Annotated in this window: 21 protein-coding genes; 4 read left to right on the plus strand and 17 right to left on the minus strand. The window is 43.9% G+C overall.

Going from position 1 to position 17,446, the window contains the following annotated elements; all coding sequences use genetic code 11:
* From AC1DUA_RS02975 to ybaK, 7 genes are all read right to left on the minus strand, one after another.
* The coding region (locus AC1DUA_RS02975; RefSeq protein WP_477498318.1) for a sensor histidine kinase at positions 1 to 1,187 on the minus strand (1,187 nt) is incomplete at its 3' end.
* A gap of 389 nt (positions 1,188 to 1,576) precedes the next feature.
* A complete protein-coding gene (locus tag AC1DUA_RS02980) occupies positions 1,577 to 2,299 on the minus strand; it encodes an amino acid ABC transporter ATP-binding protein (RefSeq protein ID WP_477498337.1) in 723 nt (240 codons plus the stop codon).
* 13 nt (positions 2,300 to 2,312) lie between these two features.
* A complete protein-coding gene (locus AC1DUA_RS02985) occupies positions 2,313 to 2,960 on the minus strand; it encodes an amino acid ABC transporter permease (RefSeq protein ID WP_477498319.1) in 648 nt (215 codons plus the stop codon).
* 84 nt (positions 2,961 to 3,044) lie between these two features.
* Entirely contained in the window at positions 3,045 to 3,839 is a 795-nt protein-coding gene (locus AC1DUA_RS02990; protein WP_477498320.1) for a basic amino acid ABC transporter substrate-binding protein, read from the minus strand.
* A 247-nt stretch (positions 3,840 to 4,086) separates the two neighbouring features.
* Positions 4,087 to 4,389 (minus strand): YunC family protein, encoded by a 303-nt coding sequence (locus AC1DUA_RS02995; protein ID WP_477498321.1) that lies wholly within the window; start codon positions 4,387 to 4,389, stop codon positions 4,087 to 4,089.
* A 192-nt stretch (positions 4,390 to 4,581) separates the two neighbouring features.
* A complete protein-coding gene (locus tag AC1DUA_RS03000) occupies positions 4,582 to 4,863 on the minus strand; it encodes a hypothetical protein (protein ID WP_477498322.1) in 282 nt (93 codons plus the stop codon).
* A 292-nt stretch (positions 4,864 to 5,155) separates the two neighbouring features.
* A complete protein-coding gene (gene ybaK, locus AC1DUA_RS03005; RefSeq protein WP_477498323.1) occupies positions 5,156 to 5,629 on the minus strand; it encodes a Cys-tRNA(Pro) deacylase in 474 nt (157 codons plus the stop codon).
* A 115-nt stretch (positions 5,630 to 5,744) separates the two neighbouring features.
* Between ybaK and AC1DUA_RS03010 the strand changes: the two genes are divergently transcribed.
* Positions 5,745 to 6,242: a hypothetical protein gene (locus AC1DUA_RS03010; protein WP_477498324.1), complete on the plus strand. Its 498-nt coding sequence runs from the start codon at positions 5,745 to 5,747 to the stop codon at positions 6,240 to 6,242.
* Positions 6,243 to 6,281: 39 nt separating this feature from the next.
* Here AC1DUA_RS03010 and AC1DUA_RS03015 read toward each other — a convergent pair whose 3' ends face one another.
* From AC1DUA_RS03015 to AC1DUA_RS03040, 6 genes are all read right to left on the minus strand, one after another.
* Complete coding sequence (locus AC1DUA_RS03015; RefSeq protein WP_477498325.1) at positions 6,282 to 8,135, minus strand: putative bifunctional diguanylate cyclase/phosphodiesterase; 1,854 nt, start codon at positions 8,133 to 8,135, stop codon at positions 6,282 to 6,284.
* A 200-nt stretch (positions 8,136 to 8,335) separates the two neighbouring features.
* The gene (locus tag AC1DUA_RS03020; RefSeq protein ID WP_477498338.1) at positions 8,336 to 8,701 is read right to left on the minus strand and encodes a DUF423 domain-containing protein; all 366 of its coding nucleotides are present in this window, start codon (positions 8,699 to 8,701) and stop codon (positions 8,336 to 8,338) included.
* 36 nt (positions 8,702 to 8,737) lie between these two features.
* Positions 8,738 to 9,040 carry a hypothetical protein gene (locus tag AC1DUA_RS03025; RefSeq protein WP_477498326.1) on the minus strand — a complete coding sequence of 101 codons (303 nt, stop codon included), beginning with the start codon at positions 9,038 to 9,040 and terminating at the stop codon, positions 8,738 to 8,740.
* A 92-nt stretch (positions 9,041 to 9,132) separates the two neighbouring features.
* Complete coding sequence (locus AC1DUA_RS03030; protein WP_477498327.1) at positions 9,133 to 10,053, minus strand: AEC family transporter; 921 nt, start codon at positions 10,051 to 10,053, stop codon at positions 9,133 to 9,135.
* Positions 10,054 to 10,062: 9 nt separating this feature from the next.
* Positions 10,063 to 10,392, minus strand: coding sequence for a DUF1904 family protein (locus AC1DUA_RS03035; protein ID WP_477498328.1), 330 nt, complete (start codon positions 10,390 to 10,392; stop codon positions 10,063 to 10,065).
* 36 nt (positions 10,393 to 10,428) lie between these two features.
* Positions 10,429 to 10,872, minus strand: coding sequence for a MarR family winged helix-turn-helix transcriptional regulator (locus tag AC1DUA_RS03040; protein WP_477498329.1), 444 nt, complete (start codon positions 10,870 to 10,872; stop codon positions 10,429 to 10,431).
* Between the two features lie 201 nt (positions 10,873 to 11,073).
* On the opposite strand from AC1DUA_RS03040, the gene AC1DUA_RS03045 reads away from it, so the two are divergent.
* From AC1DUA_RS03045 to AC1DUA_RS03055, 3 genes are all read left to right on the plus strand, one after another.
* Positions 11,074 to 12,267, plus strand: coding sequence for a cache domain-containing protein (locus AC1DUA_RS03045; RefSeq protein ID WP_477498330.1), 1,194 nt, complete (start codon positions 11,074 to 11,076; stop codon positions 12,265 to 12,267).
* A 123-nt stretch (positions 12,268 to 12,390) separates the two neighbouring features.
* Entirely contained in the window at positions 12,391 to 13,329 is a 939-nt protein-coding gene (locus AC1DUA_RS03050) for a hypothetical protein (RefSeq protein ID WP_477498331.1), read from the plus strand.
* Positions 13,330 to 13,614: 285 nt separating this feature from the next.
* Entirely contained in the window at positions 13,615 to 13,854 is a 240-nt protein-coding gene (locus AC1DUA_RS03055) for an NHLP leader peptide family RiPP precursor (protein ID WP_477498332.1), read from the plus strand.
* A 47-nt stretch (positions 13,855 to 13,901) separates the two neighbouring features.
* Here the strand turns inward: AC1DUA_RS03055 and AC1DUA_RS03060 are convergent, their stop codons facing one another.
* The 4 genes from AC1DUA_RS03060 to AC1DUA_RS03075 form a co-directional block, all read right to left on the minus strand.
* Entirely contained in the window at positions 13,902 to 15,296 is a 1,395-nt protein-coding gene (locus AC1DUA_RS03060) for an ATP-binding protein (RefSeq protein WP_477498333.1), read from the minus strand.
* Positions 15,290 to 15,640, minus strand: a complete 351-nt coding sequence (locus AC1DUA_RS03065; protein ID WP_477498334.1) for a hypothetical protein — start codon at positions 15,638 to 15,640, stop codon at positions 15,290 to 15,292. Before AC1DUA_RS03065 ends, AC1DUA_RS03060 begins: the two co-directional genes overlap by 7 nt.
* 141 nt (positions 15,641 to 15,781) lie before the next feature.
* On the minus strand, positions 15,782 to 17,038 hold the full coding sequence (locus tag AC1DUA_RS03070; RefSeq protein WP_477498335.1) for an amidohydrolase family protein: 1,257 nt from the start codon (positions 17,036 to 17,038) through the stop codon (positions 15,782 to 15,784).
* A gap of 21 nt (positions 17,039 to 17,059) precedes the next feature.
* Positions 17,060 to 17,446, minus strand: a 387-nt coding sequence (locus AC1DUA_RS03075) for an ABC transporter permease (protein WP_477498336.1), incomplete at its 5' end; no start/stop codon positions are given.

Genomic DNA, 17,446 nt, shown 5'->3' on the forward strand with positions numbered 1-17,446 from the left:
GTTTTATGTATTTTTGCAACCCATTTGATCGTATTCAAAGTATTGTAGAGAAAATGTGGATTTAGCTGATAATGGAGCGCTTCCATTTCTGCTTCCTTTTTCAGCGATTCCTCTCTTTTTACCTGCTTAATAAGGTCTTCGAGCCGATTCAACATTTGATTATAGCTTTGACCTAAATGCGCCCATTCCGTGGAGCTTTTGGAAGTCCAATACGCTCTCAAATCGCCAAGCTCCGCTCGGTTCATCAAAGCTTTTAACACATAAAGAGGTCTCGTTACATAAGTCATGAACAAGAGGGAGCTGCCTGCACTGAGCACAACAACAAGAGCAAATAAAGCCATCAACCAAGCGCGATAATAAGGAAACGCTGAAGTAAACGATGGAATCTTGGTTTCATAGTAAGATGTCCACTGAACTCCCCCGATCATATCCACGTGTTTCGCAGAATGAAGAACCGAATCATCCGTATGCAAATAGTCAGCTTCACGCCCTACGCTCTGCAATTCTTCTCCCGTATATAAGCCATTCCGATAAACCACTTTATTATTCTGATCCATCAGAACATAGGCTTGAGAAGTACTCTTGGCGGATACTTCCTTCATTAACTTGTTCATATTAACCCATAGCGTTACCCTTCCAAGTTCCTGCAAGCCTGACTTGTCCCTGATCGACTCCGTGTAGGTCAGCAAGTAAGCATCGAGTTTACTATTTTCAGCAATTACTGGTTCAAAACGTTTCTCTGCACTTCGGATACGTGTATCCAGCATCCCTGTTCCCTCTGCGCTCTGAGCACATAACGTTCGATTCGATGTCTGCAAGGTCAAGCAAACCTGTTCCAGATAACGGTTCTGTAGCATTTGATCGGACAGCAAGCTGTTCGTATATTCATTCAATTCCCTTCCTTGTTGGGAAGCATCGTCCTTCATTTTGACTAAGGTTACAACGCCATATTCCTCAGTAACTCGGTGCGTTATTTCTGATGCGTTGAGCAGTCCCTGATAGATGGCAGCAATCATTTGATCGTGCTTTTGATCCGCTGCAAGAGTGAACTCTTTCTTGCTGTATGCGGAAAATTGCTGATGAAATACATACATGCCCGAGATTACGGGAATTGAAATAATCAGAAACATATAGAGAAGCACACGAAATTGAAAGCGATTAAATATATGTCTGAGCAGCGATCGCATACATCACCTTTTCATGTTGCAGTTGATAGTTATCTCATTATAAATCTATCTTTTACCAAAAAGATACACATAAAAGAGAGGCTGTACACGACGTGGCGGATGCGAAAACATATACGATGCGTAGTTGCAGCTGATGGGGAACTACAGGGTCTTATTTCTCTTAAAAGCTTACATTATAGCCACATTGGCACAAATTAGCGGACCATAGTTCCGATCTATTGGGTAAATCGTCCGAATCAGAGGAAATAAGGGACTGTAGTTCCGATTCGCTGTCTGTCCCCCCGTCCCCCCACTCCCAGCTCAGTTTGACAAAAAAGAGGCCACCCCTCAGGTCATATTTCTGACCCAATGAGATAGCCCCCTATTTTCTACTATTCTCATTCACCGTACTAAAGCACTTTGGACAAAAAGGACTTTGTCCGCTCTTGTTGCGGGTTTTCGAAGATTTGCTTAGGTTTGCCTTCTTCTACAATTACACCTTGCTCCATGAACATAACGCGGTCGCCAACTTCGCGAGCGAAGCCCATTTCGTGGGTAACGACAACCATCGTCATCCCTTCCTTAGCCAGCTGCTTCATAACCGCCAGCACCTCGCCGACCATTTCGGGATCCAAAGCGGATGTCGGTTCATCGAACAGCATAATCTTCGGCTCCATCGCTAGTGCGCGAGCAATCGCAACACGCTGCGCTTGACCTCCGGAAAGCGAATCTGGATAAGCATCAGCTTTATCGGCTAGCCCAACTTTCGTTAGGAGCTCCAACGCTTTTTTGCGCGCTTTATCCTCCGACCATTTACGCACTTGAATCGGCGCGAGCATAATATTATCAATAACCTTCATATGCGGGAACAAGTGAAAACGCTGGAACACCATGCCGAGCTCCATGCGGATCTCATTGATTTTATTCGTCGGATCCGTAATGTCCTTGCCCTCAATCTTGATGGAACCGCCATTAGGCTGCTCCAAAAGGTTCAGACAACGCAGAAACGTTGATTTCCCCGATCCAGAAGGACCAATCACAACCAAAACCTCTTGGTGCTGAATATCTGCAGAAATATCACGCAAAACCACGTTATTGCCGAATGCTTTTTTAAGATTTCTAACTTCAATCATCGCGGTCATATCTCTACACTCTCCTTTCCACATAGCTAAGCAGCTTGCTTAGAGAATAAGTGAGGATGAAATAAATGAAAGCAGCAGTCAGGTAAGGCTCCCACACAGCGAAATATTGGCTGCGCATCGCATTGGACCAATACATCAATTCTGGCGCGGCGATAACCGCAAACAGTGAGGAATCCTTAATCAACACGATAAACTCATTCCCAAAAGGAGGAATCATCCGCTTAATCGCTTGCGGCAAAATGACCTTTTTCATCGTTTGATAATGTGTCATCCCTAGGGAATGCGCGGCTTCGGTTTGGCCTTTATCGATGGACTGAATACCTGCCCTGAAGATTTCGGCCATATATCCTGCGGAGTTCAAAGATAAAGCAACAATGGAAGCAATGATGGCATTGGTTGTACCGAGAAACAAGGGAACGACCCCGAAATGTACGAGCAAAATCTGTACCAACAACGGTGTACCGCGGAAAAAGTTCACATATATGCTAGTTGGCCATCTTAAGTATCCACGGTGAGACATTTTGCCTAATCCAACAGCCAGCCCCAGCACGGAACCGAAGCAGATGGACAGAATGGATATCCCAATGGTCCAGAGCGTGCCTTTTAATAAAAGCGGTATATATTCAATAATAATGTCAAAACGAAACTCCATTCCGCACTTCCTTTCTTACCTTATTATGCTAATAACAGAACAACAGCATGCGTAGGATTGAAGTCACGCATGCTGCTTCTCTTATTATTTTTGTTCAAGTAATTTTTTCGTGTCAGGCTCTTGACCGAACCATTTTTTGTACACTTTTGCATATGCCCCATTTTCAATCACTTTTTTGATTGCTGGGTCAATTTTCGCTTTAAGCTCGCTGCCTTTAGGAAGCAGAATACCGTAGTATTCGGACTCAAAGTTCTTAGGATCGGAAATTGTAACTAACTTTTTGTTCGGATTATTTTTCACATATTCACGAACAATGGCGATATCCGCGACAACCGCGTCTACACCGTTATTTTCAAGTTCCAACAGCGCAAGCGTGTTGTTATCAAGACGTTTCAAGGATGGGTTCTTATCGCCCAAGATTTTGCTCATCAGCGTATCTGCTGTCGTAGAGATTTGAACAGCAACCTTCTTGTCCTTCAGGTCTGTCGCGCTTTTGATTGGGCTGCCTTCTTTGACAAGGATCATGTTAGTCGATTCAAAATACGGGATGGAGTAGTCATACGATTGTTTACGCTCATCTGTAATCGAAACGCTGGAAATACCACCTTGATACTCTTTTCCTTGTTTAACACTGGTAAGCATTGTATCCCAACCAGTATTCGTTACATCGTAGGAAAGTCCTGCTTCTTTCATAACTTCTGCAAGAAAATCGATGTCAAAACCGGTCATCTTGTCTTTGTCCATATATTCCATTGGTGCATAAGCAGCATCTGTCGCAAACTTGTACTTCGTGCCGCCAGCGCCGGTATCTTTAGCCCCACAACCTGTTAAACCGATTACTAGAGCTGCTGTCAATACAAAAAAAGATATTTTTTTCATTAAAATTCCCCCCGTGCTATGTATGGAACGAATCATATTTTAACATCTGGTCAATAAAATGACAACGTCTGCGATTAGAAAAATACTCAGGAAATTACAGGTAATCGCTATTCTTATTCATTTTTGGTTTTTTGCACAATAGAAGCAGACTACCTTTGTTCTTTTTACCGATTAAAAATAGAAAACGCCCGGATCTCATGATCCGAAGCGTTCAATTTCCATAGTTGCTGTCGTCGTATGCCGACCCTTACATCATTTTCAAAATGGCTTCCCTTCCCGTCATTCCAGCATAAATGCCCAGGTCTTCCGCCGTGTACGTCACCGATTCAAGCGGTGCTTCCAGAAGCTCTTCAATCGTGCGGACGCCAGTTGCTCTTGCCGCGACAATGTTGCGTTCGCTCAAACGCTCGTTGAGCAGTGCGACATCTAATGCACCGCACATTATATATCCTTTATCTGTCGTTACTACCAGCAGCGTCGTCTTGGGCAATTTAACCTCTATCGCAATTRCAGTATGTCCCTCAAGGAGAATAGGTTCTACGCGCATCATGCTCTGCACAGCTCCTCTTTGCAGTCTTACGGTAGTATATGCGCATGCGGCTAGTACGGTGTGATGTTTAGTGGAAAAAGAATTTTGGTGGGTACGAAAGTTTAAGTCCATAAGAAGCAAAAGGCGAAACCCGAATGGTCGGTGGCAGGATCGAGGTTAATAACCAAGCGATAGTACAAGGCGGTTAATTATCTAAAGTAATTGATCAAACCTGTGAGATAGCTCTAGAAATTCGTTAGACCATCCACTACTTATAGAAATTTCTTGTAATGAGCCTGTTGGGGCAAGTAATATCTTTAAGTCTTCTATAATAGATTCCTCATTCTCTTTCGTCTTTTTTATAAGACTATCCAAGAATTGAAGTAAGTGTTCGAGTGAATCATATTTTGACCATGTGACATCAGTAGTCGGAGAATTCACTTGGTCACGAACTTTCTGAAGTATACTAGTCAATTGTTGGTTCCTTTCATTCATTTTCGCGAACCTCCTATGTAACTCGTGCAGCACCGTTCACTCTTAGCAGCATGAAAAGCTAACGGACAGAGCAGCCCTTATTCGCAGCAAATAAGGCGTTTTCAGATTCTAACGGACACCACAGCAGCTATTCACATGATTAGCATGAAATTTGGCAGTAAATCGATCAAATAACGACTCTGGAGTCCGTTAGATTTGCGAAGAGGGCTATTTATCGCAAATAACGGCACTGAGGTCCGTTAGCGCTCTCCCCGAGCCACGACGATGCGCCCAGCTCCTTCGAGTCCCTTGTCTAATAAGCTATATCCACAAGCCGCCCCTCAGAGGCGACCACCAAATCCCGCCCTTGCAGGAAAATCTGCAACCCGCGTCGGCCACCGCTAATACTTACCAATTCCAACGACTCGACAGAGGCATGCAAGTAAAACGGGTACTTCTTCTTCATGCCCAAGGGGGATACGCCGCCCCGAATATAACCTGTAAGTGATTGGATGTCTTTCACAGGCACCATTTCAATTTTCTTATTTCCACTTACTGAAGCGAGGCTCTTTAAGTTCAGTTCCTGATCACCGGGAATGCAGGCTGCAAGAACACCTGTTTTATCCCCTTTTAAAATGAGAGTTTTATATAACTGGCTAGGCTTAAGGCCCACTTTGGCGGCAACGGTAGTGGCATCCAACTGATTTTCATCCCACTCATATTCGTGTAGCGAATAAGCAATATGGAGRGAATCGAGGATTCGGCAGGCGTTCGTTTTGTTTGACATAAGTTCCTCCTCTTTTGTATACAAAAGTTGCACGAATGAAAAACCAATCTATATTTGGATATCATAACATGATATAGTTAGGACATGAGCAATTTCTAGGCTGCAAGGAGGCCATATGAGTCAAGGTAAACCTAACCACACAGGTCATTTATTCACTGTAGAAATTTTAATTGAAGAGGCTTCTAATGGGCTTGCGATGGAAAAGCTCCTTCAACTTCTTAACGCACAGACGGTCAAAGATTATCAAATCCTCAAGGGCATCGAGCTCGGTAAATTAATTGAATTGAATACAACGAAAAAAGTGAGCACGCCTCCTTCATATACTGGCAAAAAGGCAGTAACTTCACCCCCGCCTGCAACTCCCGCGCCAACGATGAAGTCAACAGCGCCAAGCGGAGCGGCCGATCACATTATCACGCAGCTAGAAGGCTTCAAAGCAAATAACACATTGATTCGACTAACCGTTATCAAAGGGCAGGGCATTAAACTCAATCTTCCCTGCCGGATTTTGAATTATGACAGCAGCAATCAGAACGTTGCCGTATATCACGTGGATGAGAAGAAAGTTTACTCATTCCGACTAAATGAAATCGACGATTACGTCGCTTTCTAACACAAAGAGGATGTCCCTACTAGGGACATCCTCTTTACATTAGTTGCCCGATGCCGCGGCATGAACGCCATGATTTAGCATATTCTCCAGTTCAACTGCGTTCACTGGCGGGCTGAACCAATAGCCCTGTACTTCATTGCAGCGGTTCTGATGCAGGAAGTGCAGCTGTTCTTCCGTTTCTACACCTTCAGCAATGACTTTCAAGTTCAGATGGTGCGTCATTGCGATAATCGTTGTTACGATGGCCGCGTCATTGGGATCCACCATAATGTCACGGACAAAGGAACGATCAATTTTCAGCTTATCAATCGGGAATTTCTTCAAATAATATAAGGAGCTGTAGCCGGTCCCGAAATCATCAATGCTCACGTGAACACCTAGCTCCTTGAGCTCCAGCAGAGATTGAATCGCGTGATCAACATCCATGGTCATGCTTTCGGTAATTTCAAGCTCCAAATACTGCGGATCAAGTCCTGTTTGTTCCAGCACATGAGAGATTTTGCCCTTCAGGTTATGCTGGAAAAACTGTCGCATCGACAGATTTACGGAAATCGGCATCTTCGGGAAACCTTGATTTTGCCAAGCTTTATTTTGCTTGCACGCCGCGCGCAGTACCCATTCCCCGATCGGCACGATCAACCCGGATTCTTCCGCAAAGGAAATGAAATAGTTCGGCGAGATCAGCCCTTTCTCAGGGTGATTCCAACGAATCAACGCCTCTACACCGACTATGCGCCCAGTCTCAATATCAACCTGTGGTTGATAGAATAAAACAAACTCCTCCCCAGCGATCGCTCTGCGAAGCTCATTCTCCAGCTTGAGGCGATTGATGGATACGGATTTCATATCAGAGTTGAAAATTTGGAAATCATTGCGCCCTTTCTCTTTCGCTCTGGCGAGCGCAATGTCAGCGTATTTCATCAGTGTCTCTGCATCTTCACCATCTGCCGTTGAGATGGCGACACCGATGCTTGCTGTAATATGCAGCTCATACTGCTCAAGAACAAATGGTTTTTCCAAGACGCGATTAATCTCCGCAATGACAGCAATGACATCATTAGAGTCAGCTACATTCGTGTAGAAAAAGGCAAATTCATCGCCTTCCGTTCGCGCCAAGTAATCATTTTCGGTGATGCATCTTGTGAAGCGTTCTGCAAGCTGCAGAAGCAGCATATTGCCATAATCGTAGCCGAAACTGTCGTTGACTAATTTGAATCTATCAATATCTAGATAAAAGACGGCAACCCGCTGCTCTACTGATCTAGCCAAACTCAATCGCTCATTTAGGTGGTCTCTAAACATGCGCCTATTGGGTAGCCCCGTCATGTCATCATAATAAGCCATATACCGGACTTGTTCATCTCCGCGCTTGCGTTCCGTTATATCCTGACAAATGAGTATAAAGCCCTTAACACCTATGTTCAGTTGAACAGGAACGGCCGTTGCGTGCAAGTCAACCCGATAGCCGCTTTTGTGCGACACGGAAGTTTCAAAGGTAAGCGGCTCTCCATCCGTCGCTAGTTGAAGTTGACTGCATGTCAGCTCATACTGCTCTTGCGTCACGAAATGACTGAAGCGTTTCTCCAGCAATTCCGCTGCCGAATATCCGAGGATCGTCTCCGCCGCTGCATTAATCCGAACGAAGGTCCCTTCTTGGTCAAATATCCCAATCGCATTCGGATTATGTTCAAATAAAGAATCCAGTACATGATGATAGGATTGGTTCTGCAGATCTGATTTTGATAGGTGCTGAATGTCCCTTTCTTTCCTCAACAGCTGAATAAACAGCGGCAGAGCAGTTAGAACACATATCCATACAGCATACGGCTTTACGTAAAGGCTTACGAATATGGCGACAATCAAATATCCGCCAATATAGAGCCGGTTTTTCACAAATTTGCCTCCTCTTACGATCTCACTCTAGGTAATAGGAAGCGTCACACTGTGTGATTCATCCGACATACATCCAAGTCACTATGTAATTTAATCCATTTCCGTTACTCACTACTTTCTACATAAATCGAGCTTTTCCTGCAAATAGGGCACAAAATAAAGAAAAAAGAGTCGGATTCTCCTGACTCTTTCCAGTTTTATTATTTTAGAGCGGCAATAGCAAGCAGAATCCATCCCACTAAGAAACTCAAACCGCCAAGCGGTGTAATCGGTCCAAAAAATTTGATTCCTGTCAAACTAAGCGCATACAAACTACCGGAGAATAAAATGATTCCGATAAAAATCGCCCATCCGGAAGCATTCACCATCGAAGTATTTCCCAGCTTGTCTGACAAAATGGCAATGGCGATTAGCGCAACCGCATGAATCATGTGATAATGCACGCCAGTTTGAAAAACCTCTAGTTTGTCCGGCGTTAATTTTTGCTTCAACATATGTGCCCCGAAAGCGCCCAATGCGACTGAAAGAAAAGCGTTCAAGCTGCCGATCAGCACAAAAAGTTTCATCATGGTCTCCAATCTTCCCTTCTTTAAAGCTATAATTTATTCCACTTCGCCGATATCATGTTGCCCAACGATCAGGCGTACTGGCTCCAAGTATACCTTGGTAACTGTCGGTTGTTTAATTAAATCGATCTCAATATCTAAAATTTTATTGCGGGCGATTTTGCCTTCTCTTTTGTCATAAACGACCTCGAATTGTTTGAGTCCCAGCTCATAAATCAGAACGGAAGAACCGATGGAAAGGGCGTTAGACTGGAACTCCCCGTGCTCAAACAGTACCTCAGATAAAATTTCTTCATTCATGTCCACAATCGTAACATACTGGCAAAATTGGTACTTCATCAATAACTGCCCCCTCTAAATTAGTAAAGTTTAGTTACCAATTCGCCGGAAAATGTCGAAATTCCTGCATTATTCAGTATGACCAAGAATGTTCACAGAAAACCCACAAAATAGATGACGACTGGGATGGTAAACATACTAAACAAGGTCGATGTAAACACAGCTTGTGAAGAAAACTCCGGTTCATTCTCATACTCAATCGCCAGCAGCACGCTGCTGAGGGAGGTTGGAACAGCACATGAAAGAACTAATGCCTGTGCAGTCAGCCCTTCTATGCCAAGCATCCACACGACAAAAAATCCGAGCAATGGTCCCGCAATCAGCCGCAAAATATTCGAGACAGCCACATTGGAGAAGTGAAATTCCCACTTCATCCCGCCGAGCTGTACGCCAAGTGTTAAAAGCGCAGTTGCCATGAAAGCGTTGGAAATATACGTCAACGGCAGATGGATGGAAGATGGGACTGGCAGATGGAAATATCTCAGCAGCAGTGCAATCGGAATGGCATAAATGACGGGTAACGACAAGATCGTCTTCATCGTTGCTTTCCAAGTTGATTTGTGGGCATTTAACGTGTAAATCCCGTACGTGTTAGGAATCAAATTTTGCATAATCATGATGATAATTTGAATAGAAAGGGTATAGGCATTCCCGCCGAATACAGTTTGATTAAGCGGTAGTGCGTAATTGGCGCTATTATAGAAAATAACGCTATTTCGCATGGCAATCCGCATGCCACGCTGCATTTTTCTAATCCGTATATAAATCTCTATCACTGCAAAAAGTAGGCTAAAAAACAAGGCAAAAAACAAGAGGACCTGCAGAATGACATTCAGATTCATTTCAGACTCATACAGTTTTACGAAAACGATAGCGGGAGAAAAAACATAGAAATTGAGTTTGGATAATGTTTTAATATCAAGATGAAACGCACGATACATGACTGCGCCAATCGCGATCATGATCGAAATCGGCACAATATTATTAATTAGAATATAAACAAAATAACTCATTTCTGATCCTCACTTAAATGAAGTTCCGTTGCTGTAGTACGCATCCTTGCTGTAGGTCGTAAAAGCAACTTCAACCTCAGGCAAGCCGAGCCCAAGGATATGGGTCGTAACTGCCGTTGCGACGGCATCCCTGATCTGGTCCCCTCTTTCAAACCAGGCGACTTCAACAAACGGATAGGCTGGAACGATTTTACCCCCGAATATAGCTGGATGCTGCACACACTCTAGCGTAAAATTATCGGTGTCACATTCGCAAATAGCAGCAAGCTGTTCAACTAAGCTCTCACTTATTCCACAAACTTGTTCGACAGATACTCCTCTGAACGTTAATCTTGGCATACTTCTAACTCCAATCCGTTAGTGCCGTAAGGCTTCTTATTTCGTTGATGCGTTTACGCTGGCAATGATTCGTTTCAATTGTACATTGAAATTGTGAATTTCTTCTAGAGACAGCCCGCTGGATTCAAGCAGCGTCTGAGGTATGCACAATGCTCTTTCATAGAGCGAGAGTCCCGTTTCCGTAATGACAATGTTCACAACACGCTCGTCTTCGACTGACCTTTTCCGCTGAATCAACTGCTGAGTTTCCATCCGTTTGAGCATCGGCGTCAACGTACCAGAATCCAGATCCAGCTTCTCGCTAAGCTCCTTGACGGTGCTCTCTTTTTGATCCCACAGAACGAGCAGCACCAAATACTGCGGATAGGTAATTCCCAAACCTTCAAGGAAAGGACGATACATCCGTGTAATCGCTCTTGAACTTGCATATAAACTAAAGCAGAGCTGATTTTCAAGTTTTAATAATTCATTGGTGCTCATACGATCGCTTCCTTCCTAAGTCATATTGTGAACAATCGATTTGCTTCAAATGTATATAAAAATAACCCTACTGTCAATGCGAATAGTCAGATAAGTTCATAAATGTTGTATGATTCCATCTTGTGCCGTTCTCCATTAGGGTGATATGGTATTACTACTTGAAATCACTGTAACCCTTAGTCCGTGTGGGGAGGCGCGCCTGTGAATGTGAATTTTTCCGGAGACAATCGCAAGTTGTACATTAAACTTTTACTGACTACAATTCTCTGTACGGTTCTTACGCTGCTTGTATCCTCAACGATTTATTTCGTGAATTACAGAAACATTAACTTGAACCAGGTCTATCAAACCGATTTAGAAAATCTAACCCAAACGAGCCGCGAAGTCATCTCGATGACGGAAAGTGCGCAATCGCTTACATTTCAATTGTACCGGAACGGCAATATCAGCAAACTGATGTTTTATGAAAACCCTGATATCTATGATACCACTGCTGCCATGCGTGAATTGAACAATTATTTGAATTCCATGCCTTACATTGCTTCCATCTATGTCTACAACCCCAAAGCCAACTATGTGTACATAGCTTCTAACTCTGGGCAGAACGGATTAATGACCAAAGAAGAACTGGTCGACAAAGATATTTTGAACGTACTGGATCATTTCCAGGAGATCAAGCCCTTCGTGCCCATTCCGCGTACCTACTTAAAAAGTGCATCAAGCTCGCAAAAAAGCAATGTCTACACGTACCTTTGTTATGATGCGATCGGCAACAACAATGCGCTCAATTCAGCCATTATCGTCAATATCACAACGGACTGGATCAATAAAGATATCGGCAAGCAGCAAAACAACGGATCGAACAGCTCTTATATTATTGATAATAAAGGCAGGACGCTTAGCGGCGATCTTCCTAATCATGCAGAAGCATTAACTCCTGAATCAGCCATTGCCAAACATATTATGAGTAGTAAAGACTCCGGTTACTTCATTGATACGGTGGGTGACAAGAAATCCTTAATCACTTTTACAGCCCCGGATTCCTTGGAGTGGCGGTACATCCGTATCACACCTTATCAAACGWTTACGGAGAAAATCAATAAAATCCGCACAACGACGATTTACATCGGTGCCTCCATTTTAGTCGCTGGATTGTTGGTTTCCTGGCTATTATCTCGTAAGCTTTATGTCCCAATTGATCGTATTGTAACGAAAATGAAATCCCTGGAATCCGATAAGCGAAATTCTTTGTTTACATTAAAACAAGATGTCTTGCGGAAGCTGATTCAAGGTCATGAGCCTATTACGGTGAAATTGATGCGGGAAAAACGCAGCGAACTAGGCATTTCGTTCGATTTCCAAAGCGATTATCGTCTGGCGTATGAACAATCTTAACTTCAGTGAACTGGCGTGATAAATCGTTGATACAGTGGGTTTTAAAATGGAAATAAATTGTCACCATGTCGTATTCATGCTACGATTGTTTCAAAAATATACCAATAAAGGGGGATATGACCTATGGATTGGTTCTCTACGCACAAGGACAATATGGATGAGGTATTCGCAGAAGCGGAAAATCTTATTCGCGCATTTCCTGAGCCGCTGAATCGTCACGGATTAGCCTATTTCGCGAAATTTGACCTGCGACAGGAAAAGAGCACGAAAAATTATATCTGCTATTTGCTTCCCTATTGGATGCAGGAAATAACTCATCTGCCGAGCGATGTGGTCAAAAGGCTGAGTTTAGCGAATGTGTTCGTTATGCTTCATTATTTCGTTGTAGATGACATTATGGATTCTGCCAAAGGGGAGCATAAGGACAAGCTGCCGCTGGCGAATTTATTTCAAATGCAGTATCAAATGGTGTATAGAGCGTTATTCTCGTCGCATTCCCCTTTTTGGCATTATTACGAGACTTATGTACTGGAATGGGCAGGCGCAGTTGCCGGCGAGCTGAGTGGCGATTACTTTCACACGGACAAAAGGAAGGTTGCCTGGAAAGCTAGTCCTGTCAAAAACGCCAGCACAGGAGCGCTGCTTCTCGCTGGTCAGGCTGAGCTGATTCCAGTCGTGACGGGAGCCGTTGAGCAGGTGCTTGTGACCCTGCAAATGCTTGATGACTGGACGGATTGGGAGGAAGATTTGGACGAGGGCTCCTATAATTGCTTGGTTGCTTGGTTGCGGGGGAGTGAGATGCGCATAGAGAGTGATTCTTTGACGTCAGAGTGGGTCAAACAGCAAATATATGTTTGTGATGGGCTGGAGGGATATAGCGAGGTGGCTGTTAGGCATCATGAGGAGCTGCTAGCGCTAGAGTTACCAATGAAAGAGCTTCAACTCTTTCATTTTAGTCTTGTTGATAGTTTGCGGGTAACGGCAAAAGAGATCCAAGAAAAGCGGAATCATCTTCTTAATGGCGGTTTATACTATTATTTGTCGGATTCTAGCAAATTTTGATAGAATATTTTGAATATTCATGCTATACTCCTCTTGTTGGGAATATTACCCAGCGGTTCACGTGTAGAACGCTGAGCCTAACGGACTGTAATGCCCCTATTCATGACTTTTCAGCTTGAAATAGGATTTAACGGACCTGTGCGGCGCTATCTACCTCGAAACAACCCATAACAAGGGGTTTAACAGTGAATAACGCCTCCTCAGTCCGATAACATCCAATTTCGTCGCCAATAATCAGAAATAGCGGCTTCCATGTCTGTTACACTTAAAGGGGAGTGACTTAAGATGTCATCGAATGAACAATTAAAAGCGAAAATTATTCAAAAAGCATGGGAAGATGAGGCATTCAAGAACCAACTTCTTGCCAACCCAAAAGCAGCACTAAAGGAGAGCTTTGGTATTACGCTCCCCGATGATTTCACAGTGAAAGCAGTAGAAGAAACTTCGACAGAGTTTGTGCTTGTTATTCCGGCGAATCCGGCTAAGGTGCTGGTGGCGGCGGGTGCAGTAGCCCTTACTTGGTAAAAGAATTTAATAGAGGTGCTGCGTAATTCATACGTAGCACCTCTATTTTATTTAACATGATTAGATGGAAAGCGAAGAATAACTTCTGTGCCCACGTTTTTTTGACTTTTAAACTCGACATACCCTTTCATATTCTCGATAATCTGAAAAGAGACCATTAACCCAAGTCCTGTACCCTTTGTTTTGGTGGAATAATAAGGTACTCCCAGTTGGGTCAAATGCGCCGCTTCAATTCCCTCTCCATTATCTTTAATATGTATAAAAACCTCTTCATCTTTTTCGTAGGCCCATATGTCCACAACGCCATCATCCTGAAAAGCTTCAATGCTATTTTTTATTAGATTAATCAGTACCTGTTTCAATTTTGATGAATTACCCTGGATAATCAAATGATCGGGAACATCGACGGTTATCCTTCCACTGTGCAGTGCAACCAAAGGAAAGATGATACCTTCAATTTGCCTGAACTCCTCGAAAAGATTTAATTTCTTAATTTCTTCCCCCTGCGGCTTGGAGAAAGTTAAGAAATCCGTAATAATGACGGAGGCTCGATCCAACTCCTCAATGGCAATCCTCATGTATTCCTGACTCTTCTTATCTGATCGAGAAGCAACTAGTTGCAAAAAACCTCTTGTTACCTGAAGCGGATTTCTCACCTCATGAGCAATCGATGCCGCCAATTGACTTATAATCTCCATTTTTTCGGATTGTTGGAGTTGATGATTGTAAAACTCAAGTTCTTTGGAATAATTAATAATCCGTTCCTGATTAATAGCAAAGCGCCTGCCAAGGATCACAATAAGAGCAACAATAAATCCTAAAATACCCCATTTCCATAAGAAAATCTGCTTATTCTGTGAATTAATATAATATAGAACAAGGTCCAATGTACTCATAAAAGCAAGTGAAGCAAAACCAACTGAAAAAATAACAGCTTCTTTATTCCCTTTGAACATGAGCAGAATTGATGATCCAATAAGTAGACTAAACTGAATAATCATAATGATCCCCAAAATCGTAACAGCTACAAAGAAATAAAACTTATTAAATTCGTAATTACTTAATATATTAATGAACAAACAAATGATTACAAACACGGAATACACCGTTTGACACTTTCTAAGCCAATAAATGACCTTATACTTACCCTTACCAAAAATGCGTTCAAAGTAAAACGTAAGTGACGGTAAAAAGACATCAAGTGAAATATCAAACATGGCACTATACAGTGCTCCATATCTCGTAAAACTTTCATACATGAATGGGGTGTAAGTAATAAAAATAATACCAAGTGATATAAATAATGTACTAACTAAAACCCAGTCTGTGCGCTGAACCCTTTTTAAGAATATTGAACCTATCAACACTATTACAGCAATAAACAGAAGGGCACCGCCGAGAATAATATTTTGTAAATCCCCAAGCACAAAGGTTCTTAACATCGTTGGTCTATGTACACCGAAAGGTGCTGCGCGTATATACCTTGTATGTACAGACCGTAATCTTTTGGAATGTGCGACGGCAGTTGAATCTTTATCCACGCAGTAGTAATGTCCTTCGGGTTCTTTTGAATAGCTTCGCCATATCTCACCGTCCTCCATCGCTCAGGCGAGGAAGCCATAACACTTTCCAAACCTTCTGATGGATCCCCCCACAGAATCGAGTACTCTGAAATCGTTTTCATTTCATCTGGATATTCGTTGGCAAATGTGCGCGRTATTAAAAACACACTACTCAACACGGCTACAAGTACCAATAACCAAAGCGTTTGAAAAAACCGCTTCATGTTTCCACCATCCTCGTCCTAACTTAACTTACAATGTTTAACAATAAATGAAATTCGACAAGATGCGCAGTTTCCCTTCTTTTACCAAGTAAACAATAGTCAAACAAATATAGCCACCCCCTACCATTTAGGGGGTGGCTATTACATAAGATATATGTGGCTTCGAGCAGGCTCTGTTTCAGCGATAACACGGCCATGGCTAATCACATATCGGCAAGCCGGCTGGACCCGCACAAGATCCATGGCATCCCGGCCAGGCAGCAGGATAAACGAAGCTGGCTGGCCAACTTCCAGCCCATATTCTTGAAGCTGCAGCACTTTCGCAGCGCGCACCGTAACCATGCGCACAAGCTCTGCGATTTCTTCGCGCCCCGTCATATGCGCGAGATGGGCTGCCATGTGGGCTGCTGCTAGCATATTTCCAGTGCCGAGCGGATAAAATGGCGTCTGGATGTCATCATGCGCGATGCTAACATTCACACCGGCTGCCCACATCTCCTTGATTCTGGCTATCCCACGTCCTCTGGGATAGCGGTCGAAGCGCCCCTGCATGGCGCCGTTGATGAGTGGGCAGCAGACGACGTTCACGCCGGATCGAGCCGTTATGCCTAACACTTTCTGAAAGTAGGCTTCACTATAATAGGCGGAAGCATTCGCATGCGCAGCGGTAACACGTTCCCTTAGGCCATAACGAATGGCCAGGTGAGCCGTACTTTCAAGGAAGGTGGAATGCTCGTCGTCCATTTCATCGCAGAACACATGGACGAAGCATCCATGCTTCTTCGCTAAGCGGAAAACGATGTCGAGCGACGCGAGACCTTCCTCACGCGTAGGCTCAAGATGCGGAACGGCGCCGATCCCATCAGCGCCAAGCTCAAGCGCCTGTTCCAGCCGATGCTCATTATCCGGGCAAGCGCGAATTCCGTCTTGCGGGAACGCGATTACCTGCACCTGCATATGCGGCTTCACCCGCTCGCGCAGGTCCAGAAGCGCCCGCAGCGCCGTCAGGTTCGGATCCGAAATGTCCGCCTGCGTGCGAACATGAAGAATGCCTGCTGCCAATTGCAGCTGCAGCACTTTCTGCGCACGCTTCATGACATCGTCGTAGGTGAGCGACTGCTTCCGCTTTTGCCATAAGCCGATGCCCTCAAAAAGAGTGCCACTTTCGTTCCAAGCGGGTTCCCCCGCCGTTAGGACCGTGTCCAAATGGATATGCGACTCCACGAATGGAGGGAGCAGCAGATGTCCGCTGCCATCGATCTCTCGTTCGCCTTTTTCGGCAATAACCCCAATTCCGGCAATCCTGCCGTCCTTTACACCAACATCGACAACGCCAAGATTCTCTGGATCATCCAGAAGACGTACCTGTCGAATAATTAAATCAAGCAGTCCGATCACCCTCTTCTCATGGCGTGTTCATTAGTTGTCTTTTTTCATTTCAGATTCATGCCAGGAGCTAAGCACCCATTTGGAAAAGGCATTTACCAGGAGGAAAAAGGAAATACCCAGCGCTGAAGCCGAAAGCCCGCACGCGAATAAATACGCTGTTTTTAACCGAGCAGCCGCATACGTAATCGCATAACCAAGTCCGCCTGCCCCCCCGCCGATTCCAGCGATATACTCACCGACGATCGCGCCGACAACGGATAAGGTACAGGAGATTTTCAGCCCCGCAATAATATAAGGAAGAGCAGCCGGAATGCGAAGTCTCCACATCGTTTGAAACGAATTGGCATTGTACAGGTAAAATAAGTTGCTCATATTTTGATCTGTCGAATTCAAACCGATTAAGGTATTTGAAAGCAT

The sequence above is a fragment of the Paenibacillus sp. 01T422 genome (assembly GCF_056398785.1).

Excerpts from the sequence above, each read along its gene's own strand:
- AC1DUA_RS02980 (WP_477498337.1), bottom strand. The coding sequence starts at position 2,299 with ATGATTGAAGTTAGAAATCTTAAAAAAGCATTCGGCAATAACGTGGTT.
- AC1DUA_RS02985 (WP_477498319.1), bottom strand. The coding sequence starts at position 2,960 with ATGGAGTTTCGTTTTGACATTATTATTGAATATATACCGCTTTTATTA.
- AC1DUA_RS02990 (WP_477498320.1), bottom strand. The coding sequence starts at position 3,839 with ATGAAAAAAATATCTTTTTTTGTATTGACAGCAGCTCTAGTAATCGGT.
- AC1DUA_RS03000 (WP_477498322.1), bottom strand. The coding sequence starts at position 4,863 with ATGAATGAAAGGAACCAACAATTGACTAGTATACTTCAGAAAGTTCGT.
- AC1DUA_RS03010 (WP_477498324.1), top strand. The coding sequence starts at position 5,745 with ATGAGTCAAGGTAAACCTAACCACACAGGTCATTTATTCACTGTAGAA.
- AC1DUA_RS03020 (WP_477498338.1), bottom strand. The coding sequence starts at position 8,701 with ATGAAACTTTTTGTGCTGATCGGCAGCTTGAACGCTTTTCTTTCAGTC.
- AC1DUA_RS03025 (WP_477498326.1), bottom strand. The coding sequence starts at position 9,040 with ATGAAGTACCAATTTTGCCAGTATGTTACGATTGTGGACATGAATGAA.
- AC1DUA_RS03030 (WP_477498327.1), bottom strand. The coding sequence starts at position 10,053 with ATGAGTTATTTTGTTTATATTCTAATTAATAATATTGTGCCGATTTCG.
- AC1DUA_RS03035 (WP_477498328.1), bottom strand. The coding sequence starts at position 10,392 with ATGCCAAGATTAACGTTCAGAGGAGTATCTGTCGAACAAGTTTGTGGA.
- AC1DUA_RS03040 (WP_477498329.1), bottom strand. The coding sequence starts at position 10,872 with ATGAGCACCAATGAATTATTAAAACTTGAAAATCAGCTCTGCTTTAGT.
- AC1DUA_RS03050 (WP_477498331.1), top strand. The coding sequence starts at position 12,391 with ATGGATTGGTTCTCTACGCACAAGGACAATATGGATGAGGTATTCGCA.
- AC1DUA_RS03055 (WP_477498332.1), top strand. The coding sequence starts at position 13,615 with ATGTCATCGAATGAACAATTAAAAGCGAAAATTATTCAAAAAGCATGG.
- AC1DUA_RS03060 (WP_477498333.1), bottom strand. The coding sequence starts at position 15,296 with ATGTTAAGAACCTTTGTGCTTGGGGATTTACAAAATATTATTCTCGGC.